The sequence below is a fragment of the Pedobacter psychrodurus genome, from assembly GCF_032678585.1.
Taxonomy (GTDB): Bacteria; Bacteroidota; Bacteroidia; order Sphingobacteriales; family Sphingobacteriaceae; genus Pedobacter; species Pedobacter psychrodurus_A.
The window spans coordinates 1-22328 of record NZ_JAVTSN010000074.1; the positions used below are offsets into that span (position 1 = coordinate 1).

Here is a 22328-nt window from a genome sequence, read left to right on the forward strand (position 1 = left end):
ACCATCATCATTCTAACAGCATGCATTCGGTCGTGAATGCTTCAAGGCACAACGGGACTCTAACCCTATAGTCGATTGCCATGCCCGGCGCACACAAAAAAACCCTCTCCAAGATTTAACTTGCAGAGGGTTCATATTTTAAGTCCCCTTTAGGGGATTTAGGAGTTAAGCATCAATTTTAGCATATTTTGCATTACGCTCGATAAACTCTCTACGTGGAGCAACTTCGTCGCCCATTAACATAGAGAAAGTATGATCACATTCTGCGGCACTTTCGATAGTTGCTTGTAATAAAGTACGTGTAGCTGGATTCAAAGTGGTATCCCAAAGTTGTTCTGCGTTCATCTCACCCAAACCTTTGTAACGTTGGATGTGAACACTATCTTCTTTACCATTACCTTTAATGCGTTGTACAGCCGCATCGCGTTGTACATCATTCCAGCAATATTCGAAATCTTTACCTTTTTTAACCTGATAAAGTGGTGGCGATGCGATATAAACATAACCTGCTTCGATTAAAGCCCTCATATAACGATAAAAGAAGGTTAAGATCAAAGTGGTAATGTGTGAACCATCAATATCCGCATCCGTCATGATTACGATTTTATGGTAACGTAATTTTGTTAGGTTTAATGCTTTATCATCTTCAGGCGTACCGATACTCACACCGATTGCCGTAAACATATTCTTGATCTCGTCGTTTTCGTAGATTTTGTGCTCCATCGCTTTTTCCACATTCAGGATTTTACCTTTTAAAGGCAAAATAGCTTGAATATTTCTATCGCGACCTTGTTTAGCGGTACCACCCGCAGAGTCACCCTCTACTAAGTAAATCTCGCATTTTTCAGGATCACTGTCAGAGCAATCGGCAAGTTTACCTGGTAAACCAGAACCACCCATTACACTTTTACGTTGCACCATCTCACGAGCTTTACGTGCCGCAGCACGTGCCGTAGCAGCTAAGATCACTTTGTTGATGATCATTTTAGCTTCTTTTGGATTTTCTTCCAAATAAGCACCTAAAGCTTCACCAACAGCAATATCAACAGCTCCCATCACCTCAGAATTACCCAATTTGGTTTTGGTTTGCCCTTCAAATTGAGGTTCTTGTACCTTAACCGAAACTACAGCTGTTAAACCTTCTCTAAAGTCATCACCAGTGATTTCCATTTTCAGGTTTTTCAGTAAGCCAGATTTATCCGCGTAACTTTTCAGTGTACGTGTTAAACCTCTACGGAAACCTGCAATGTGAGTACCCCCTTCATGTGTGTTGATGTTGTTTACATAAGAGTGCACATTTTCTGAATAACTATCATTGTATTGGAAAGCCAATTCAACCGGAACACCATTTTTAATACCATCGATATAAATCGGTTCTGGCAAGAAAGATGCACGGGTTCCATCCAAAAAGGTAACAAACTCTTTTAAACCGCCCTCTGATTCAAAAACTTCCGACAGAAAAGTACCGTCATCCAATTTCTCACGCTCGTCAGTCAACGTTAATTTAATTCCTTTATTCAAGAAAGCCAGTTCGCGCAAACGACCTGCTAAAGTATCGTATTTGTACTCAGTGGTTTGCGTAAAAATAGTCGCATCAGGACTGAAAGTTACGATGGTACCACGTTTATCGGTAACACCAGTTTCTTTTACATCGTATAAAGGTTTACCAATATTGTATTCCTGCATCCAGATTTTACCTTCGCGGTGAACCTCGGCTTTCAAATGTGTAGATAATGCGTTAACGCAACTTACCCCCACACCGTGCAAACCTCCAGACACCTTGTAGGTATCTTTATCAAATTTACCACCAGCGTGTAAAACCGTCATTACGATTTCTAATGCCGATTTATTTTCTTTTGTATTGATCCCGGTTGGAATACCACGACCATTATCTTCAACCCTGATGGAGTTACCTTCTAAAATTCTAACATCGATTGTATCTGCATGACCGGCCAAAGCCTCATCAATTGAGTTATCTACAACCTCGTAAACCAAATGGTGTAAACCTTTTACACCAGTATCACCTATATACATTGAAGGGCGCTTACGCACCGCTTCTAAACCTTCTAAAACCTGTATATTATCTGCCGAATAATTTGACTTTAAATCCTGTTCTTCGCTCATATTTTAATTAAAAACAATAAGTATCAAAAATACGGAAATTTTGCCATTTAACCCAATATGTGGATAAGTTTTAGGGTGTGAAAAAGCGATATTGTCTCTGCACTAAAACATTAGGCATAAAGCAGGTTAAGGTTATTTAAAAGGGTTTTGAAAAGCAAATCAAACCTTATAAACTCCCATAAAACGACCATCTCATTAGCCACCCACCAGACGTTCCTACGGAACGAAACGCCAATTGTGCAATTGGCTACCCACCAATCGTCCCGCTGGGACGCCAAGGATTAATTTTCACATCGCAAACCGTTCCGTAGGAACGACTCATGGGTACATAAAAATAAGAATATTTTCTTCGTTCCTTAGGTACTATCCACAATCGTCGCGCTCGGTAACATCAAAAATTTAAAGGACTTAAACCACAGATGTATACGATAAACACGGATTATATCCCGCCTGAACAGCCGGGCAGGTGTGTATATCCTTTTTATCTGTGGTTAAATTATGTTTATCTATAACCAAGGCGTAACTTAACAAAATTGCCATGTGGGACGGCAAGGATTAATTTCCACATTACGAACCGTTCCGTAGGAACGACTCATGGGTAGAAAAAAAATAGAATGTTTTTTTACGTTCCATCGGAGCGTTTGGTATTCTGAGATTTGCTATTTCCGCCCTGCAAACCCAGATAGCATCACTGGCCTTGCCACCTAAACCCGATGGCAGCGGGCATGAAGTAAAGCGGACAGCGGGTGTAACCTAAAAATGAAATGCCGGGCCTGATTTTCAAAAAAAACGAAATGAATTAAGCGGAACTGGAAAAGAAGCCATCAAATTTTGCGGTCTTAGTTATTTATGCGATTGGCTTTAAATTGGATATAAAAACTAATTTATATAAGTTTGTTAAAATTTATTAAACAATAATGGAAAAAAGAACCTTCAAAACCTTTGGTTTATTTGCAACAGCAACATTAATAACAGCTTTTTCTGCATGCCAAAACAAAGACACTAAAACTACTGAAACTAAAAAAACAGATAGCTCTACCGCAGCAGTTTCTGCAACTGAGAAAATTGTATTTGTAAACCAAGACTCTTTATTAAACAAATACGAATATTACAAAGACTTAAAAACAAAATTTGAGGGTAAAACCAAAAATGCACAAGCAGATATGCAGGCAAAAGGACAGGCTTTTCAAAGAGAAGTTGCTCAATACCAACAATCTGCATCAACTTTAGCTGCCGACCAACGTAAAAGCACTGAAGAACGTTTGGCACGCAAGCAACAAGAATTACAAACCTACCAACAAAATGCTGGTGGTGCTTTACAAAACGAACAAGCTGTAGAAACCGAAAAGCTTTATGATAAAGTTGCTGGTTACTTAAAAACATACGCAAAAGAAAAAGGATATAAAATGGTTCTTTCGTATACCAAAGGAAGTACAATTTTATTTGCCGACGAAAGTTTAGATGTTACTTCTGATGTGATTAAAGGTTTAAATGCCGAATACACTAAAAAGTAAGCAATAAAATATTTAGTTAAGATGCTCCGAATAAATCGGGGCATTTTTTTTGTGTTATTAATTTATGAATTAACTATTGATTCGTTAAGATAGATTTTAGGAAACAACAATGGAAAACAAGAATCAACACCAGGAATATATGCAGATGGCAATTGACCTGTCTGTACAAAATGTGAGCGAAAGTATTGGCGGGCCTTTTGGTGCAGTAGTGGTAAAAGACGGTAAATTGATTGCCAAATCGGCAAACAAGGTAACCTCAAGCAACGACCCTACGGCACATGCTGAGGTTTCGGCAATCAGACTGGCCTGTACCGAACTGAATACCTTCGATTTAAGCGGTTGTGTAATTTATACCAGCTGCGAACCCTGCCCGATGTGTTTGGGCGCCATTTACTGGGCAAAAATTGATACCATTTATTATGCAAACACTAAAGTAGATGCCGAAAACATTGGCTTTAGCGATAAATTCATTTACGAGGAGCTGGATAAAAGCATGGAAAACAGGAGTCTGCCGGTGATACAACTGATGCGGGATGAAGCCCTGGCTGCTTTTAAACTATGGGAAACTTCGCCGATGCGGATTGATTATTAAATAAAAAAGGTGCAGATTTAATCAGCACCTTTTCCTTTTTAAATGGAGAGGCTTATTTACTCGTTTCTTTTGGTGCCAATAAACTGATCATCGAATCTATTTCTTTCACCACACCGTCATCAGAGCCAGAGAAACCTACAGCTTTAAACCTGATGCTTCCTTCTCCATCGATTACGAATTTAGTTGGGATCCCATCAACCTTGTAGGCACTTACCACATCGAACTTTGAAGGGTCTTTTGCGTTTTTGGTATCGTACAACACATTAAAATTGTATTTCTTTTCAGCGATAAAATCGGTCACCAGTTTTTCTCTATTGTCTTCTGTTTGCCAGGTATTTACAAACAAAAACACCACATTTGGGTTACTCGAATACTTTGCCATTGCCTTTTGCATCCCAGGAAAAGAGGCCACACACGGGCCACACCATGTTGCCCAATAATCCAGAATTACAATCTTTCCTTTTAAGCTGGCTAAACTTACCGTTTCGCCTTTGAGGTTGGTTAAAGAAAACGCCGGTGCAGGCATTTTAATCATTTTTTTGGACCACTCTACTTTTTCCTTTTCTAAGGCTGCTTTTTCTAAATTGGCGATATAAGTTTCGTAAGTTCCTTCTTTCTTTAATGAAGTGTAAAGCGTTTTGAAGATTCTTTTTAAAGAGTCAGTAGCTTTCCCTTCTTTTATGACCTTTTCGGCTTCAGCATAGGCTTTATCTTTATTGCCCGTTAAATTTAAATACATGATGTACCGTTCGTTTCCACCAGCGTCGTTATAGGCTTTAGCTTTTTCCTGATAAGCCAATGCTTCTTTGTTATTACCCTGATGATGCAGCAACAGCGCATATGTATCGGCATACATGGCATAAGCCCGATCAAGCGATTTTATGTACTCATCTTTTGAAGAGAAATAAACTGGTACTTCACCATTTTTAGCTTCTTCTATCAAATCGAGAGATTTTTTAGAGAATTGTGTTGCTAGTTCCAGGTTTTCTTTTTTCTCAGCCGATGGCCATGCAAAAGAATTATACAAATTGGCCTTGGTTTGTTTATTGGTCACTTTACCAGCATAAAGCTCAAATTTATCGGCATTTTTTGCCTGTATACTTGCGTTTGCCAAAATGCCATAAATTGAATTTAACTTATCTGCATCTGCTTTTTTGCTGGCATCAAATTTAAATTTAGCAATCATATCAGTTGCTTTTTGCTCTTGTGCTGCAAAATCTTTGGTACCGTAAAGTGCGTTCATTCCTTCTCCATAGGCGTAATTTCCTATAGGATATTTTTTAAGTAATATCACTTTCACCGAATCCGACTGAGTTTTTTTCTTCAGTAGGCTGTAAAGACCCAAAACGGCACTCAAGTCTTCTTCTTTTGGCTCTTTTAGTTTTGATAAGGTGGAAATGTTCTGGTTAATCAGCTTTGTTCCGTTATCTTTATCAGCCTTATACTCCAGCGATAAATATTGTTGTAGATTTTTCTTTTTCAGTTCGGGTTTTAAGGCAAATGCCTGTTTATATAATGAAACGGCCTTTTCAGGGTCAAGAGTAAGTCCGAGATAATAGTTTCCAGCTAGTCCGTATAAAAAGGCCTCATTAAGATAAGCCTCTGCAGATACTTTACCACCTTTGCTAAACTCCAAAACATAACCTGCTGGTGCTTCATCTTTTTGATCGTCTACAGAAAAAGCAAGTCCGACTATTGTAACACTATCTGGTGTCGAAATTTCTCCTTTATAAATCGAACCCTCCTTAACCAGTTCTATTTTGGCATTTTTAGGATTCGATTTTGAAAAAAAAGTATAACTGGTACACTTTACATCGGCCAAGTTTTCGAGATTGGTCCCTTTTGGTTCGTATGTAAATTTAACCGTGCTTCCCGCCGCAGGTTTATCGGCAGAAAATTTTACACCCTGCGCATTTGCAGCTCCAGCAGCCAATACCAGCAGGCATAACATTTTTAAGTTTTTCATAATGAAAGAATTAGGTTTGAATTAGGTAAACTAAAAATACAGTTTATCTTTCATTTTTCATAGTTATTTCATGTTAAATTTTAAGGAATAATTATTGCAGTGAATTGTGATGACCTACGAACAAAAAATAAGCAGTGAGCTGGATTTCTGGAAGTTTAAAACCTTAAAGAAACCTTCTCTTTTTAGTAAGGTGACTGATAAAGTTCAGAAGAAAATTAACAGTTATATTCCAGATAAGGTTCACAATGCAATCACTACAGCCATAAAACAAATGGTAAAGGCCGTGCTTTTTGGTTCAACATTCACCACATCGAAACCCATTACCGACTTAACTTTGATGCACCGCGAAGCATTGGTTAAACAGAAGATAGACAATTATAAAAAAACAGGTGCTGCCGAAGGTGGAATTACAGGTGCCGGAGGCTTTTTAATGAGTTTGGCCGATTTCCCACTATTACTGGGCATCAAGATGAAAATGCTTTTTGATATTGCGGCGGTTTACGGTTATGATGTTAAAGATTACCGCGAACGTTTATACATTCTGCATATCTTTCAACTGGCCTTTTCGAGTAAAGAAGAAAGTCAGCATATATTTGTAAAAATGCAGAATTGGGATGACAAAGCACATCAGTTACCAACAAATATCGACGAATTTGATTGGCTTACCTTTCAACAGCAATACCGCGATTACATCGATTTAGCCAAACTGGCTCAGATGCTTCCATTTGTAGGCGCAGCGGTGGGTGCCGTTGCAAATTATAAATTGATCGAAAAACTGGGTAAAACAGCCATAATGAGTTACCGGATGCGGTATTTTAGTCTGCAGTCTATAGTCCTTAGTCACGAGTCGACTAACGACTACAGACTTACGACTGAGGACTAACTAATCCTCTTCTTCAAATAACCCACCAATCAGGTCGTCGGTTTCCCTTCTATCTTTTTTCGTTGGGCGGCCAGTTCCCCTATCACGTTTTAAGTTTGGCGCGTGGAACATTGATTTAAAAGCATGCGTTTCTTCTACAGGCGTTAAATCTTTGTATTTGGTTAATGCGGTTGGCGAATCAGTTCTGTTATAAGAAAGCTCTAGCACTTCGATAATTTTCTTTTCTATTCCTTTTGATACCTGATAAACCTCGCCAACTTTCACAATAGCCGAAGGTTTAATATTCTGTCCTTTCAGTTTCACTCTGCCCGCTTTGCAGGCATCAGTAGCCAGACTCCGGGTTTTAAATAACCTGATTGCCCACAAATATTTATCAATCCTAAGTTTTTCTGTCTCTGTCATAAAGTTCAAAAATACATATTTAGGTTAACTGTTTAAACTGCTTAACCGGTTAATTGCGGTGTTGGTTAATTGTAGAAACTGGTTAATTGGTTAATCGTAGCATTTAGCCTAAATTCAATTAACCAGTTTAAATGATTAACAATTACTAATCTCCGAGATAATATAGAAAATTTTAACACATGATATACAGTTAACCAGTTTATACGATTAACCAATTAACCCTACAAGAAAACAATTTAAACAATTAACCATTTAATAAGCAAAAATTGATTTATTTTGCGTAAAATTTAAAAACATCATGTATTCAGATTTAAAGAAATTAATTGAAGCCGCTTGGGAGGATAGATCCCTTTTAAAATACAGCAACTATTGTGAAGCCATCGAAGCCGTTATTATGGGTCTTGATAAAGGTGAAATCCGAGTTGCTGAACCAGTTTTAAACTCCTGGGGCATTAATGAATGGGTAAAGAAAGCGGTAATTTTATATTTCCCGATTCGCGAGATGAAAGAAATTAAAAGTAGTCCTTTTGTTTACCATGATAAAATGGATTTAAAAACCGACTATAAAGCAACTGGTGTACGTGTTGTGCCTATGGCAAGCGCACGTTACGGTTCATTTTTAGCCAAAGGTGTAATCATGATGCCATCATACGTAAACATTGGTGCTTATGTAGATGAAGGTACTATGGTTGATACCTGGGCTACTGTTGGTTCTTGTGCACAGATTGGTAAACGCGTTCACTTAAGTGGTGGTGTGGGTATTGGTGGTGTTTTAGAACCTGTACAAGCTGCTCCGGTAATTATCGAAGATGATTGTTTCTTAGGTTCGAGAGCGATTGTAGTTGAGGGTGTTAAATTAGAAAAAGAGGTTGTTTTGGGTGCAAATGTAGTATTAACTGCATCGACTAAAATTATAGATGTTACAGGCCCTACGCCAGTAGAATATAAAGGCATTGTTCCGGCACGTTCGGTAGTAATACCTGGAAGTTATACTAAAAAATTCCCTGCCGGAGAATATCAGGTACCTTGTGCTTTAATTATCGGTAAACGTAAGGAAAGTACAGATAAGAAAACTTCGCTTAACGATGCGTTGAGAGAAAATAATGTAGCCGTTTAAAATAGCTTTGAGGCATAAGGTTTAGGGTGTAAGGTGATATTCCCAGATCTTATGCCTTATGCCTTAAACCTAAAACCTCTAATGAAAATAGGATACGATGGCAAGCGTGCGGCCAATAACTTAACAGGATTGGGCAATTACAGCCGATCGTTAATTGAGCACCTGGCACATCAGTTTCCTCAAAACCAATATTTGGTTTACTCGCCCAAAGTAAAACAGGCCAAACAGATCGATACCTTTTTTGAAAAAGAAAATATCGAACTTAAATTACCTCAAAATGGTGCCTTCCTTTGGAGGAGTTTAAATATTTTAAAAGATCTTGCCAAAGATGAAGTTCAGGTTTATCATGGACTCAGTCACGAAATCCCATTAGCCATACAGCATACCCGAATTAAGTCGATCGTAACCATCCACGATCTGATTTTCCTGCGCTTCCCTCAATATTATAAATTTATCGATAGGATATTATACGAGTGGAAAAGTAAATCAGCCTGTAAAAGAGCCAATAAAATTATCGCGATCAGCGAAAAAACGAAAGCAGATATCGTCGATCTATATGGTATTCATCCTGAGAAGATTGAAGTGATTTATCAGAGCTGCGATGATAGTTTTAAAACACTTCTTCCCCAGGAAACATTAAACCGGATTAGGGCAACTTATAAACTGCCAGAAAAGTATATTCTTAACGTAGGCACGATTGAGGAAAGGAAGAACCTAAAATTGGCTGTTCAGGCGTTAAAAGAAATTAGTGACGATTTCAAATTGGTGGTTATAGGTAAACAAACGACTTATTTTAAAACAGTTGAAAAGGAAATAGATAAACTTGGACTTAAAAACAGGATCATATTTTTAAAAAACATTCCTTTTGCCGATCTCCCAGGAATTTATCAAATGGCCAATGTTTTTGTTTACCCCTCATTTTACGAAGGCTTTGGCATTCCTATTATTGAAGCTTTATATTGTGGTGTTCCGGTAGTTGCGGCAACCGGATCTTGTTTAGAAGAAGCTGGTGGCCCGAACAGCTTATATGTTTCACCACACGATGCCAAAGGCTTAGCTATAGCGATTAATCAGGTTATCGAAAATCCTCCGCTTCAAAAAGAAATGAAAGAAAAAGGGCTGGAATTTGTTCAAAAATTTAACAGCTCTCTTGTTACACAGCAATTGATGGATTGCTATGTTACCCTTCTCTAAAATATTGCCAATTTAATTCCTGAAACCTGCTTTATGTTTGAAAAGCAGGGTTAGTGCTTCTATTAGACGTTAGTCCTGCCAATGCTGCAAGTCCTTACCCGATGAAAAATCGGGATTGCGGGCTTTCCGCGAATGTCAGGTTTAACTCGGAACAGATTGTCGTAATAATCAACAAATAATAGTTAAAAAATAAAAAGGGCTGGAATTTGTATAAATTCAACAGCCCTTTATTCGTTTAGCAATTCATGCATTGCCATTTAGATCTTTTAACGTAACAACTATAGCTTATTTAGCAGCGGTAACGTTTGGCGGATACTGTGCCAATATTTCTTTTACGCCTGTATACAAACGCTCTTCTCTCTTATTGAAACTATCTAAGTTAAAGCCAGAACCTTGTCCGTGCCAGAATAAGATCTTTTTACCGGGATCTAAGAAATCGATAATAATTGTGCCTTCAATATACTGGTTTACATAATTGGAGCCCCAACCGCCCCAGCCTCCTCGCCAGCCGCCCCAGCCCCAACCACCGTAGTAAGCCGGGCCATAAACGTCAGTTTTTTCTCTGGCTACAACTACCAGATTCACCAATAAATCTGGTTTGTCTGACTTTGTAAATCCTTTGGCATTCATTTCAGATTCTACTGCTGCCATTAATCTGCGTTTATCGAGATTATTTAGCTTCACTCTTTCAATGCCTTTATCGTAAAAATTGTAAGTTTTGTAACCGCTTAAATCAACATTTTTATCATAATCTGATGCGGTGCGGAGTGTTGAACATCCGGCTAATGCCAATACCACTGTAAAAAGCATTAATAATTTTTGTGCTGTTCTCATTTGTGCGTTGTTTCTTATAAATAACCTGATATAAATATAACGATTTTGGCAATCAAAAAGGAAAAACACCTATATTTTTTACAATCAGATTGTTATGTTTAAAACGTTTTCTAATTGATTATGTTTTGATGCTATCTATCTCTGATTAAATATTTTACATAATCAATATAATTCTTTAATTGGTGCAACTGTATGTTTGATGTTACTCGATCCGGTTAGAGAATAATTAACCACATCATTATCCTTTTCTAAATCCTTTTTGTTTGCTTTCCACTTCAAAATAAACGTTCCATGACTGATCATTTCATCATCGGTGTAAGCTTTTGGCATTTGTAATTCTACAGGAAACTGATCAACATATTCTATATTTTCCAAAATGTAACGATATATTTTATCGGTATCGCTCACTTCGAATATAATGCCTGGCAAAGCCCCGAATTTCCACGGACCTGCTTTAATTAAATTATCCTTTTAAACCATGCGATATATTTACGTCCTCTAAAGTCGGTTTCAGCTTTGGTGCAAGTTTCGCCATTAATTTCCTTCGTTTCGGGAGAGATTTTCCAATTGAAATTGTTTAATGTATCCACCACTAAATATGTTGCCTTTGGCCATATCCTTTCTGCATAGATAAGACCAGAGATATCAGGTGATTTCAATACGAAAGGTATCCGTTTATCATTCTCCTTTAGTACTATCTTAACTTTGGTGTCCATCCTGATTCCGTCGTATGTAGTATCTCCCTTTAATTCCGCATTTGGTATTGACAGCTCTAACGACCTGCCATTTAGATAATACTGTTCCAATTTTATGTCACTTGTCATTCCGCTCACATTTATATTGCTTCGATAATGAAAGATGATCCTTTTCTGGGCAACAAGCAATTGAGATAAACTGATAAATACAGCGAGAAGGAATAATTTCTTCATATTGTTTAGCGTTTGCATAAAAATAGGAACTGTTAAAGTCAAAAACCAAACATTAACATTATTTAACTTCCCATGAATAAATTAACTTTGCACCATGCTAAGAGATGAGATTAACAAAGCTTTTGAAGTATTAAAATCAGGTGGGGTTATTCTCTACCCAACCGATACCATCTGGGGATTGGGTTGCGATGCCAGCAATCCTGAAGCAGTAGACAAATTGTTGAAGATCAAAAACCGTCCTGCAGAAAAGAGCCTGATCGTATTATTGGATGTAGACAGCAAACTGCAAAGTTATGTTGCCGAAATCCCTGATGTAGCCTACGATTTAATCGAATATGCGGAAAACCCCTTAACCATTATTTTCTCTGGTGCAAAAAACCTGGCAGAAAATGTAATCAATGCTGATGGTAGTGTTGGGATCAGAATTGTTAAACACGATTTTTGTACACCACTGATCCAGCGTTTTAGAAAACCTATTGTTTCAACCTCGGCAAATTTAAGCGGACAACCTTCGCCCAAATTCTTTGATGATATTGATCCTGAAATTATTGATGCTGTCGATTATGTGGTAGACTTTGAACAGGAAAACCGTACCAATAGAAAGCCATCAACCATTATGAAACTTTCTCCGGGTGGACAGTTTGAGTTTATCCGCAAGTAAACCCCAACTCCTAAAGGGCCTTGAATAGTTGATAGTCTTTACCGACCAAATGTTTTGCTTAATTTTGAACAAATGAATTACCCTTATATATGCAGTCTGATTTAAACGAAGGGAACTCCAAGTCACCTTCAGGGGATTTAGGGGTTCACCTACAAAACCCCATATTTAAAACCTTATCCTCAATAGCCGATAAGAGCAGTACCGAAGCTTATGTAATCGGAGGATTTGTTCGTGATTTATTTTTAGATCGTCCTTCAAAAGATATTGATGTAGTTGTTGTAGGCAGTGGAATAGCATACGCTGAAGCTGTAGGCAGAAAACTAAACACCAAAGTTGCTGTATTTAAAAATTTCGGCACGGCGAATATTAAATATCAGGATTTAGAGGTCGAATTTGTTGGGGCCAGGAAAGAATCTTACCGTTCTGATTCGCGCAAGCCCATTGTTGAGGATGGTACTTTAGAAGATGATCAGCTGCGCAGGGATTTCACCATCAATGCACTAGCGATTAATTTAAATGCGGATCATTTTGGCGAACTGCTCGATCCTTTTGATGGGATTATGGATTTGGAAAACAAACTGATCCGTACGCCACTTGATCCTGAAATTACGTTTTCGGATGATCCCTTACGCATGATGCGGGCCATCCGTTTTGCCTCGCAACTTAATTTTAATATTGATCCGGCTGCACTTCATGCGATAAAAACCCAAAAACAGCGTATCGGAATTGTATCTAAAGAACGGATTACTGACGAGATGAATAAAATCATCCTTTCGAAAAAACCATCTATAGGTTTTAAACACCTCTTTGATACCGGATTATTGCATATCATTTTCCCACAAATGGCACAGCTATATGGTGTCGAGATTATTAAAGGAAAAGGGCATAAAGACAATTTCTACCATACTTTAGAAGTATTGGATAATATTTGTAGGGATACCGATGACCTATGGTTGCGCTGGGCAGCTATTTTACACGACATTGCCAAACCTGCTACCAAACGTTTTGAAGAAGGCCACGGCTGGACATTCCACGGCCACGAAGACAGAGGTGCAAGAATGGTTCCGAAGATTTTTGCAGCTTTAAAACTTCCTTTAAACGAAAAAATGAAATATGTGCAAAAACTGGTACAGCTTCATTTAAGGCCAATCGTTTTGGCACAGGAAACCGTTACAGACTCAGCAGTTAGAAGATTACTCTTTGATGCCGGAGAGGAAATTGAAAGTTTGATGTTCCTCTGCAATGCCGATGTGACCACCAAAAACGAATACAAAAAAACAAAATACAGGAACAACTTCGAGCTGGTTAAACAAAAGCTTAAGGATGTAGAAGAACGCGACAAAATAAGAAACTGGCAACCCCCTATTTCCGGAAATGATATTATGGAAACTTTTGGGCTGGATGCAGGAAAAGAAGTTGGCATCATAAAAAATGCCATCCGTGAGGCCATATTGGAAGGCGAGATCACAAATGATTATAAGGAAGCGTTTAATTTTATGCTCGATCAGGCAAAACAAATGGGATTAAATCCTGTTAATAAATAATTTAATTGCCGAAACAATATAAATAAGGTGTCTTTTATGGCACATCATGTTTGCGGTAATTACAAATTAACTTTATTTTTACGGTTCCAAAATACAATAATGGCTATTTATAAATTTAGAATTACTTTCGAAGATTTTGATGATGTTGTGAGAGAGATCGACATTAAATCAAACCAAACATTTGAAGACCTGCATAAGGCTATTCACAGATCTACGGGTTATAATGCCGAAAAATCTTCATCTTTTTATGTAAGCACCGATAACTGGTTAAAAGGTGATGAAATTGCTTATTTACCAAGCGAGCGTAAAAAAGACCGGGTAGTTTTAATGGAGAACTCTAAATTGAGTGGTTTTATTGAAGATCCGCACCAAAAATTTTACTATATCTACAATTTCGACCGCCCATACGATTTTCATGTTGAGCTGGTCAAAATTATTTTAGATGCCGATCCCAATATCGAATACCCATTTTTGGCCAAAAGTAGCGGTGAGGCACCAAAAATTTTCGAAAGTAGCAATGCAGCCATCGCCGATCCAGGCGCAGCTGTTGGTGCTGTAGTAGGTGAATTTGATTTCTTGAACGAAATGAATTTTGTTCCTGAAGATACTGATGAACTGGAAGCAATGGGCGAAATGGGCATTAATGAAGAAGAAAGAGATGAAGAAGATGAAAGCGAAAGTGATGAGTTTGGAGATGAGTTTTCTGATAGCGACAACTTTGAAGACGATAGTCATAAAGACGATTATTAATTAGCAACAAAATAATAAATGTTAAAAGAGGCTGTCTCAAAAGTAAAAATGGTAATTACAAAACGGAATTAAATTTCGCGAACCTTGTTTTCAATCAAGTATATCATGTAAAAGTGGCTACTTTCAAATCGAAAATAGCCACTTTTGATTCCAAGCTTACCAGCTTTAGAATTTAATTTGGTGTTCTTTGTCAAAAAATGACTTTTGAGACAGCCTCTTTTATTTTATACCTCCCCATGCTTCACCCAAAAACCTTAATATCCATTGTTGGGCCAACTGCAATTGGCAAAACAGCCCTGGCAATTCAATTGGCTCAACACTTTGACACAGAAATTATCTCTGCAGATTCGCGCCAGTTTTTTAAGGAAATGGAAATTGGAACGGCGAAACCAGATGCAGCAGAACTGGCGGCCGCAAAACATCATTTCATCAATTCACATTCGGTTTCACAACTGTTTAGCACTGGCGATTTTGAAGTGGAAGGCTTAAAAACAATTGACGGAATTTTCCAAAATCATGATCTTGCGATTATGGTTGGCGGTTCTGGATTGTACATCAATGCATTAATTAATGGTTTAGATGAAATGCCCAATATTTATTTATCCATTCGGGAAAAATTAAATAAGCAATTTGAAGAAGAAGGTTTAACGGCCATCCAGGATCAATTGGCTGCATGGGATCCAGAATATTTTGCTAAAGTGGATCAACATAATCCACAAAGAATGATCAGGGGACTGGAGGTTTTCTTATCTACAGGACAAAAACTCTCCTCCATGTTATCCGCTACGAAAAAAGAAAGACCTTTTAATATTATTAAAATAGGCTTGAATACCGATAGAGCTGTTTTATATAAAAGAATTAATGAAAGAGTAGATAAAATGGTCTCTAATGGATTATTGGAAGAAGTGATTTCCTTAACACCATTTAAGCAATACAATGCGCTAAACACTGTAGGCTATAGCGAGCTATTCGATTATCTGGAAGGAAAGTTGCCATTTGAAGAAGCCATTTCCGCGATCAAACAAAATACCAGGCGATTTGCCAAACGTCAGCTTACCTGGTTTAGAAGGGATGAGGAGATCAATTGGTTTGAACCTCAACAAGGGATAGAAATCATAGATTTTTTAGAAAACAAAATAAGTGGTAAATAAGAAAGGAGCAAGTAATGCACCTTTCTTATTTTATTAAAATCTTATTTCCCTTCCGGGAATTTCACACCTCTATATTGCGTAATATCAACAGTTGGTACAGTAGAACCATACTTCGCATTAATTGCATCAATAAATACATTCGCAATTACTGCATTTCCACGAGGGGTTAAATGGATCCCATCTAAAGAGAAAGCACCACCAGTAATAAATGCAGAATTAATATTGACTCCTTGTAGTGCAATTCCAATTTTTACCTGATTAAAATAAGTGTAAGTGTCAGCTATGGCTAAACCTTTACCAGTAGCTAAAGATTTAATGCTGCTATTGTAGCTGTTTACATAATCTTTCACTTTGATTACTTCATCTTTATCAAGCACCCAATTATTGGCAATTGGATTTAATGGATGCAACCCATAAGGAATAGCACCTTGACCGAATAAACCGGCAGATTGAAATGGTAAACGGATTAAATCTTCTGCAGTTGCTGCCCTTACCGCACCGGTTCCGGTTTGAATATAAATTGCTGCGGCTGCAGGATTAATGGCTTTTGCAGCGTTTAATAAGGCCGCTACAGTTACGGTATTAAAATATGGGATGGCAGTTACATCAGGGATAGTACCTACAATACCTTTTTGACCACCCGCGGTTAGCACATTCACTAAATTAGCATACAATGATGAAAAGGTAACTTTATCAGTTAAAACTGTAGTGGGATCACCAGGAGCGGTAACGGCACCATTTAAAGCATAGCCCAATACATCATTATTTCCCAACCAAAGCGAGAAAAAAGTATGGTTTCTACCCTGGATGTATTGAAAGTAGTTGATTTTCCCTACTTGTGCATCTGGTAACAAACGCTCAAAATATGAATTAGCAGCGCTAAAAGTAAGGGTTGGATCGAAAGATAAATCGACACGCATGCCCGGGATACCCAAATTCTGTATTTCGCCACTATATTTATCTAAATGTTTGGCCGGATCCCTATATGCCAGTTTTTCAATTACTGGAGTTAGGGTTGGTGTACCATTAACCAGTGCAGTTAAAGCGATATAGCCAGATCCATTAGCATGTTCTTCAGTAAAAAATGGAGAGGTAAATGCCCCACCACCTACAGTAGCCATTTTGGCCGCAATTAAATTTGGATAAGCAACTTTTTGGCCTTCTAAATATAATCCTCCATCAGCAAAGCCTGAGGTTAATGAGTTACCTACAGCAATGTATTTGCTAAAATTAGCTTGTCCGGCAGTTGTACCTGCTGGCGTTTCAATATCTGGTTTACAAGATGCTACAAAAAGAATGGCAGCAGCTACGAAACTATTTAATATATATTTCTTCATTTGTAATTTCTCCTACCATTTATATGTTAACGAAAGCCCTGGTGCATACACCAAAGTTTTAAAAGTACCATCTAAGCCTGTTTCGATATTTTTCTGTTGACGCGATTTAACATCTTCAAAGAAGAATGAAGCGTTAACTTCGAAATGACTGGTCGGTGTATAACCTATACCTGCACTTAGGATATAACGGTCGGCGTCTGGTGCCTCTGGTGTTACATAACCATCCTGTACCGGAGAAAAAGCATAACCCACACCTGCTCTCAATGCTAATTTTTCGGAAGCCTGGTGGTTAATACCTAGTTTAAACGATGAACCATCACGGTAGTTACGGGCCGATTTTGTATCTGCAAGTACAGGTGTATTGGTAGCATAGTCAAAAGATAAATCCTGATAGATATGCCATTGTACCCAACTGGCATCGAATGCCAAAACAGTACTTTTTGATAATGGAATACCCACACCCAAACTTGTTGTCGCAGGTAAAGGCAATTCGGCATTAAAGGTGTTTCCAGGAGGGAAAGATGAGGTTAGCGAACCTGGCACCTGAAAATCTGCTGTACCCCCATCTAATTTGGTAATTACTTTTGATTTGTGTACCAATGCAAAAGATATATTGCTAACGGTTTTAATATATAAACCTGCATTCCATCCATAACCTTTACCTGTACCATCTAAGGTAACATGTCCGGAACGGCCATCAGGAAAATTCACAGGCAATGCTCTTTGTAAGTTTACATCACCATGGTTATACACAAAACCTGCTCCGATACCAATATGATCGGTAATCTTGATACTTAAAGTTGGCTGGAAATAGATTGCTTTTAAATTTAATGAGGTTAATGCATACTTACCAGACCAGTTATCACCCCAATCTACCAAGCCACCGAAAGGTGTATAAACACCTAAGCCTAATTTCCACTTATTGGATTTTGGTCCCCAAACGGCATAAAATTCGAACGGAGGGGCAATTTTGTTCTTCACATCTTCTGTAACGTTTGAACCGGTTTGCCTGAAAGCTGATTTAAATAACAATGGGTTAACTCCTGCTGAAACTGAGTTTTTCTCTAAGAAAGTTACTGCACCGGGATTGTAAAATACAGAAGCTTCATCTAAAGCCAATGCAGAACCTGCACCCGCCATACCAATTTGTTTCTGACCTTGTAAATTAACCTGGAAACCCTGCCCCAAAACCCATAGTGGGGCAGAAAGTAATACGCTCAATAAAATTTTTTTCATCTATAAATGGTTATACACAAATATATACTATGCTAACATAGCAAGCAAATATTTGTTTGTAAGATTTTTAGTGTCTTACGCCTGGGCGGTTGGTCCGCCGAAGCCCATCGGGAAAGGTGGTTCTTCCTGAGTTTTAATTCGTCCATTTACCGCTTCGAATTTTTGAATATTATCGTCTAGCGCCGCCAATAAACGTTTAGCGTGTTCTGGGGTTAAAATAATCCTTGATTTCACTTTTGCTTTTGGTATTCCTGGCATTACACGTATAAAGTCCAATACAAATTCGGTATTAGAATGGGTAATGATGGCCAGGTTAGAAAAAATTCCTTCCGCAATTTCTTCTGATAACTCTATATTTAATTGGTTTTCGTTTTGTTGTTCTTCCATAATAGTTCAAAAATAAAAAATTCCGCTGCTTAACGGCGGAATTATGATATAATCTTTAAAAAAACTTATTGTCGTTTATTATCTTAACATAAAATTTATAATACCAATTACAGCACCTGCAATAGCCAAAAACTGGATAAGCCCTACCAAATAAATTGATTTAGACAATTCTGATCTTAACTGCAAAATATACTCTTTCGTATTGGCAATATCTTCTTTCGTAGCAAAAATCACCCTCTTGTTTTCAAACTCTGATTTCACTTCATCTTTAACAAAAGAAAACAATTTTTCGGCTTCTTTTTCACCCAGTTTTGATTTAAGTATCTGGAAAAGTTGGTTTTCTGTAACACTCATCCCTTTATTTTTTGATTAAATATACAAATTCTATTCCAATTAGAAACTTCCTCAAAATAATTTGCATGTCAATATTAGAATCACTTATTTCTCAACGAAATCAATTTCGGCAATGGCCAACGATTTTTTATTTCCCGCAATTCCTGTTGCTTTTATCTGTACATATTTTGCTGTAACTGTCTTTTTAAAATAATGTGTTCTTGGCGTCGGGTCATTGATCAGGTTCCCAAATCCAAAAGTTTCAACATCCTGCCAGTTCTTCCCATCGTTGCTGGTTTGCAGTATTCCTTTTTCTAACATTCCATCAGCAAAATCGATAGGCGGGATATAAATAAACCCTGTTAAATTGTGGGTATTGCCTAAATCTATCGCGATGTAATGTTGATCCTCATTTGCATTGGATAACCAATATGTTCCTTTTTTCCCATCAGTTGCCAAGGAAGCACTATGTGTTGCATTTTCGCTATCACTTGCCAATAATTTCCATTGATTTTTCACTATTCCAAATGTTTCGGTAGCTAGTGGCCCCTTTTCTTTATTCGTGATTGCTATTGCTTTTATTTCTCCTTTTGCAATCTGTACCGGTCCAGTATATTTATTAGCGCCCGCAGAAGGTAAACTACCATCAGTGGTGTAATAAATCTCGATGCCTTTGTTTAGGTTGGCTGTAGCATTTTCTCCGTGAGGTTTCCAGCCAAATTCGTGTGTTTTTGGTGAAATGGTAGTTAAACCATTTACATCTCTGGCAAATTCCAATTGCGGCGGGCGGGTACGGTAATAATGTGCCGATAGGGTAGCAATTGCAGGATTAGCTCTTGAAGATAAAACTGTTATTCTAAATTTAGATGCCGTAATCTCAGGAAAACGCAAAATACGTTTATAACCAATATTTGTGGCTTCAGCTACTTTTTGCCATTTATTGTCGACCCATACCTCTAATTGATGTTTTTCTACACGTTCGCCATAGTGGGCAATGTTCTCCTGTAAAACAATCCGGTTCACGGTAATGGGTTTAAGCGTGGTAATCTCAATGCTTTTTTGTTCGCCAGAAAGTATAAGACCAGTACTGATATCATTATCCAATACTTGCTTTGCTGCTTTTGCACCAACAAATAGATTTTTGCCATAGGTTTCGTTAATGCGTTTTCCAACCTCTGTTAGTACGCTTACATCTTCGCCTGAAAATTTTCCATTCCGGTTAGGGGGAATATTGAGCAAAAAGGTCGAATTCCCACCAACTGAGCGTTCGTAAATATCGAAAACATCATCGGCGCTACGCACTTTTTGTTTTTCATCATCACGGTAAAACCAGCCTTCCCTTATTGAGGTATTGGTTTCGGCCTGTTGATAATGCAGATATTTCGCTTTGTAAAGTTCATCATTGCTACCCAAATCTTTAGCCGTCATATCTGGAAAATGGGTGGCTGTATCTGGATTTTCGCTATAAGGCAATACATTCCATTCGGTTTCGCGGGTTCCTCCAGCTTCGTTTCCACACCAGCGGATATCTTCCTTGCCAAATATTACGGCCTTTGGTGCTACTGTGTGGATTAACTTTTTCCATGCGGTATAATTGTATTTCTGTCCACCTTTGGTTTTGGGGTGAGCGCCATCAAACCACACTTCATCAACAGGTCCGTATTCGGTTAAAACTTCGAATAACTGGTTCAGGAAATATTCGTTATAATCGTCAACTTCGAATTTAAATTTATTCTTATTGGCAAATGGACGGCCAGCTACTTCCCTAGGGATGGTCCTGGTAGTTACTTTACTCAGATTACCATACAGTCCTTCTGGGTTTTCAATCTGATATAAATCAGCCGGAGACAAGTAAATACCCAATTTCAGTCCGTACTTTTTACAGGATGCAGACAGGTTTTTCAGTATATCACCTTTACCGTTTTCGAAACCTGTAGACATGATTCCGTGTTTGGTATACCTGCTCTGCCAAAGTACAAAACCATCATGGTGTTTAACCGTAATGATCACCATTTTCATCCCGGCAGATTTCATAGATTGACACCATTGGTCAGTATGCAGTTCTTTCAGATCGAAAACTTTCGGATCCTCTTTACCATTCCCCCACTCCATTCTCGTAAAGGTATTCGGGCCTATATGGATAAACGCAATAAATTCATTTTTTAAAGCACTTAACTGGTTGGAAGTTGGTACCACATGGCTTGCTTTTGCAAGAATAGCGGTCTTATTGTCGTTCGGAGAAACGGCGATAGTATTCTGCGGTTTTATATTGTTGCTTTGTGCTACAGCATTTGCTATAAATGAGGCGATTAGGGCCGATGTAAGTATTAATTTTCTCATAAATTAATTTATATCCAAAATTACAATTTGATTAAAGTTGCTTTATAATGTTTATTCACTGTTTCTGAATGTATATTATCAAATCCAGAGTTCAGACGATGTCAACACCACTCACACAATATATAATACTGATAATGAATAAGTTATTTTTACTATTTCGCCACGTTTTTAAACTTATAGAACTTCACCCAGTCGATTTCCATTTCTACAGGCAAATCTGCATCCTTTATTTTACCAACCCAGGAGCCTCCCAACTGCATATCAATAAGTAAATAGTGATTTACGTCATCAAATGGAAACTGACCTTGTTCGCGGGTAGCTATTTTCGGATAACTAAAGGTTTTTTTGTTGTTTACGAAAAACACCAAACTATCCGGATATTTTTCTACCGCATAGGTATTAAATTTATTGGGATCAATTTTAGCAGTTGAACCTGATTTTGGATGATCTTTTTTCTTTAAAGTAAGCGTATAATAAGTATGAATAGTTTGATAGGCAATGGAATCAAAGTTTAACCTTTCCATGATATCAATTTCGCCGCCAGCGGGCCATTTGCTATTTTCGGCAAGCATCCAGAATGCTGGCCACGCACCTTTAGCCCCCTTTAGTTTTGCTTTAATTTCTAAACGGCCAAAGCCAAAGTTCACCTTATCCTTAGTGTAGATCCCACCTGTTAAATAACGGGATGTATCATTTGAAAAATCATCATTTTTTATCCCGCGGAGAATCATTTTACCGTCCCTTAACGCACAACAACTTTCATCATCGCTCATATGTCTATTCCAATCAGCACCGCCCCGAGGTATTTTAGACCAGTTTTAGCATCAAAAGTATTTTTTTGATTAAAATTCTCTTTCCAAAACACCTTTTTATTATAATGTTTATTTACTGTACAGGAATAGAGTAAAACCAATAACAAACCAAACAAAAAGTACCTTTTCATGAGCAATTATCTTTTAGCGCTTAAAAGCTTGCGGATGATTTTTTCATAGGCATTGGCGTATTGCATCATACCAAAATCGTTTGGATGGGTG

The 22328-nt window shown here is 37.8% G+C and carries 21 protein-coding genes; 9 read left to right on the forward strand and 12 right to left on the reverse strand.

Annotation, left to right across the window (positions count from 1 at the left end):
- Positions 1–165 precede the first annotated feature (165 nt).
- Positions 166–2124 (reverse strand): DNA topoisomerase (ATP-hydrolyzing) subunit B, encoded by a 1959-nt coding sequence (gyrB, locus tag R2S57_RS28820; protein WP_316848367.1) that lies wholly within the window; start codon positions 2122–2124, stop codon positions 166–168.
- Positions 2125–3041: 917 nt separating this feature from the next.
- On the opposite strand from gyrB, the gene R2S57_RS28825 reads away from it, so the two are divergent.
- Complete coding sequence (locus R2S57_RS28825; protein ID WP_316848368.1) at positions 3042–3638, forward strand: OmpH family outer membrane protein; 597 nt, start codon at positions 3042–3044, stop codon at positions 3636–3638.
- Between the two features lie 109 nt (positions 3639–3747).
- Complete coding sequence (locus tag R2S57_RS28830) at positions 3748–4230, forward strand: nucleoside deaminase (RefSeq protein ID WP_316848369.1); 483 nt, start codon at positions 3748–3750, stop codon at positions 4228–4230.
- A gap of 52 nt (positions 4231–4282) precedes the next feature.
- Here the strand turns inward: R2S57_RS28830 and R2S57_RS28835 are convergent, their stop codons facing one another.
- Positions 4283–6196, reverse strand: coding sequence for a TlpA disulfide reductase family protein (locus tag R2S57_RS28835; protein WP_316848370.1), 1914 nt, complete (start codon positions 6194–6196; stop codon positions 4283–4285).
- 109 nt (positions 6197–6305) lie between these two features.
- On the opposite strand from R2S57_RS28835, the gene R2S57_RS28840 reads away from it, so the two are divergent.
- The gene (locus R2S57_RS28840) at positions 6306–7079 is read left to right on the forward strand and encodes an EcsC family protein (protein WP_316848371.1); all 774 of its coding nucleotides are present in this window, start codon (positions 6306–6308) and stop codon (positions 7077–7079) included.
- Here R2S57_RS28840 and R2S57_RS28845 read toward each other — a convergent pair whose 3' ends face one another.
- Positions 7080–7481, reverse strand: a complete 402-nt coding sequence (locus R2S57_RS28845) for an RNA-binding S4 domain-containing protein (RefSeq protein WP_316848372.1) — start codon at positions 7479–7481, stop codon at positions 7080–7082. It lies immediately after the preceding gene.
- A gap of 298 nt (positions 7482–7779) precedes the next feature.
- Here R2S57_RS28845 and R2S57_RS28850 point away from each other — a divergent pair, with 298 nt between their 5' ends.
- Together R2S57_RS28850 and R2S57_RS28855 are read left to right on the forward strand one after the other, a co-directional pair.
- Entirely contained in the window at positions 7780–8598 is an 819-nt protein-coding gene (locus tag R2S57_RS28850; RefSeq protein ID WP_316848373.1) for a 2,3,4,5-tetrahydropyridine-2,6-dicarboxylate N-succinyltransferase, read from the forward strand.
- An 81-nt stretch (positions 8599–8679) separates the two neighbouring features.
- The gene (locus R2S57_RS28855) at positions 8680–9792 is read left to right on the forward strand and encodes a glycosyltransferase family 1 protein (protein WP_316848374.1); all 1113 of its coding nucleotides are present in this window, start codon (positions 8680–8682) and stop codon (positions 9790–9792) included.
- A gap of 285 nt (positions 9793–10077) precedes the next feature.
- Here R2S57_RS28855 and R2S57_RS28860 read toward each other — a convergent pair whose 3' ends face one another.
- The 3 genes from R2S57_RS28860 to R2S57_RS28870 all read right to left on the reverse strand — a co-directional run bounded on the left by R2S57_RS28860 (position 10078) and on the right by R2S57_RS28870 (position 11555).
- Positions 10078–10626 (reverse strand): DUF4136 domain-containing protein, encoded by a 549-nt coding sequence (locus R2S57_RS28860; protein WP_316848375.1) that lies wholly within the window; start codon positions 10624–10626, stop codon positions 10078–10080.
- A 162-nt stretch (positions 10627–10788) separates the two neighbouring features.
- Positions 10789–11001: a hypothetical protein gene (locus R2S57_RS28865; RefSeq protein ID WP_316848376.1), complete on the reverse strand. Its 213-nt coding sequence runs from the start codon at positions 10999–11001 to the stop codon at positions 10789–10791.
- Positions 11002–11084: 83 nt separating this feature from the next.
- Entirely contained in the window at positions 11085–11555 is a 471-nt protein-coding gene (locus R2S57_RS28870; protein ID WP_316848377.1) for a GLPGLI family protein, read from the reverse strand.
- A 94-nt stretch (positions 11556–11649) separates the two neighbouring features.
- On the opposite strand from R2S57_RS28870, the gene R2S57_RS28875 reads away from it, so the two are divergent.
- The 4 genes from R2S57_RS28875 (at position 11650) to miaA (ending at position 15661) form a co-directional block, all read left to right on the forward strand.
- The gene (locus R2S57_RS28875) at positions 11650–12216 is read left to right on the forward strand and encodes an L-threonylcarbamoyladenylate synthase (protein WP_316848378.1); all 567 of its coding nucleotides are present in this window, start codon (positions 11650–11652) and stop codon (positions 12214–12216) included.
- Positions 12217–12305: 89 nt separating this feature from the next.
- Positions 12306–13760 carry a CCA tRNA nucleotidyltransferase gene (locus tag R2S57_RS28880; RefSeq protein WP_316848379.1) on the forward strand — a complete coding sequence of 485 codons (1455 nt, stop codon included), beginning with the start codon at positions 12306–12308 and terminating at the stop codon, positions 13758–13760.
- A gap of 99 nt (positions 13761–13859) precedes the next feature.
- A complete protein-coding gene (locus R2S57_RS28885; protein WP_316848380.1) occupies positions 13860–14510 on the forward strand; it encodes an IS1096 element passenger TnpR family protein in 651 nt (216 codons plus the stop codon).
- Positions 14511–14707: 197 nt separating this feature from the next.
- Positions 14708–15661 (forward strand): tRNA (adenosine(37)-N6)-dimethylallyltransferase MiaA, encoded by a 954-nt coding sequence (miaA, locus tag R2S57_RS28890; RefSeq protein WP_316848381.1) that lies wholly within the window; start codon positions 14708–14710, stop codon positions 15659–15661.
- 41 nt (positions 15662–15702) lie between these two features.
- Here the strand turns inward: miaA and R2S57_RS28895 are convergent, their stop codons facing one another.
- From R2S57_RS28895 to R2S57_RS28920, 6 genes are all read right to left on the reverse strand, one after another.
- Positions 15703–16998: a G-D-S-L family lipolytic protein gene (locus tag R2S57_RS28895; RefSeq protein WP_316848382.1), complete on the reverse strand. Its 1296-nt coding sequence runs from the start codon at positions 16996–16998 to the stop codon at positions 15703–15705.
- A 12-nt stretch (positions 16999–17010) separates the two neighbouring features.
- Positions 17011–18234, reverse strand: a complete 1224-nt coding sequence (locus R2S57_RS28900) for an OmpP1/FadL family transporter (RefSeq protein ID WP_316848383.1) — start codon at positions 18232–18234, stop codon at positions 17011–17013.
- 75 nt (positions 18235–18309) lie between these two features.
- Positions 18310–18621: a DUF3467 domain-containing protein gene (locus R2S57_RS28905; RefSeq protein ID WP_316848384.1), complete on the reverse strand. Its 312-nt coding sequence runs from the start codon at positions 18619–18621 to the stop codon at positions 18310–18312.
- 78 nt (positions 18622–18699) lie between these two features.
- A complete protein-coding gene (locus tag R2S57_RS28910) occupies positions 18700–18975 on the reverse strand; it encodes a hypothetical protein (RefSeq protein WP_316848385.1) in 276 nt (91 codons plus the stop codon).
- A gap of 84 nt (positions 18976–19059) precedes the next feature.
- Positions 19060–21294: an alpha-L-fucosidase gene (locus R2S57_RS28915; RefSeq protein WP_316848386.1), complete on the reverse strand. Its 2235-nt coding sequence runs from the start codon at positions 21292–21294 to the stop codon at positions 19060–19062.
- Between the two features lie 152 nt (positions 21295–21446).
- The gene (locus R2S57_RS28920) at positions 21447–22067 is read right to left on the reverse strand and encodes a glycoside hydrolase family 16 protein (protein ID WP_316848387.1); all 621 of its coding nucleotides are present in this window, start codon (positions 22065–22067) and stop codon (positions 21447–21449) included.
- Positions 22068–22328 lie beyond the last annotated feature (261 nt).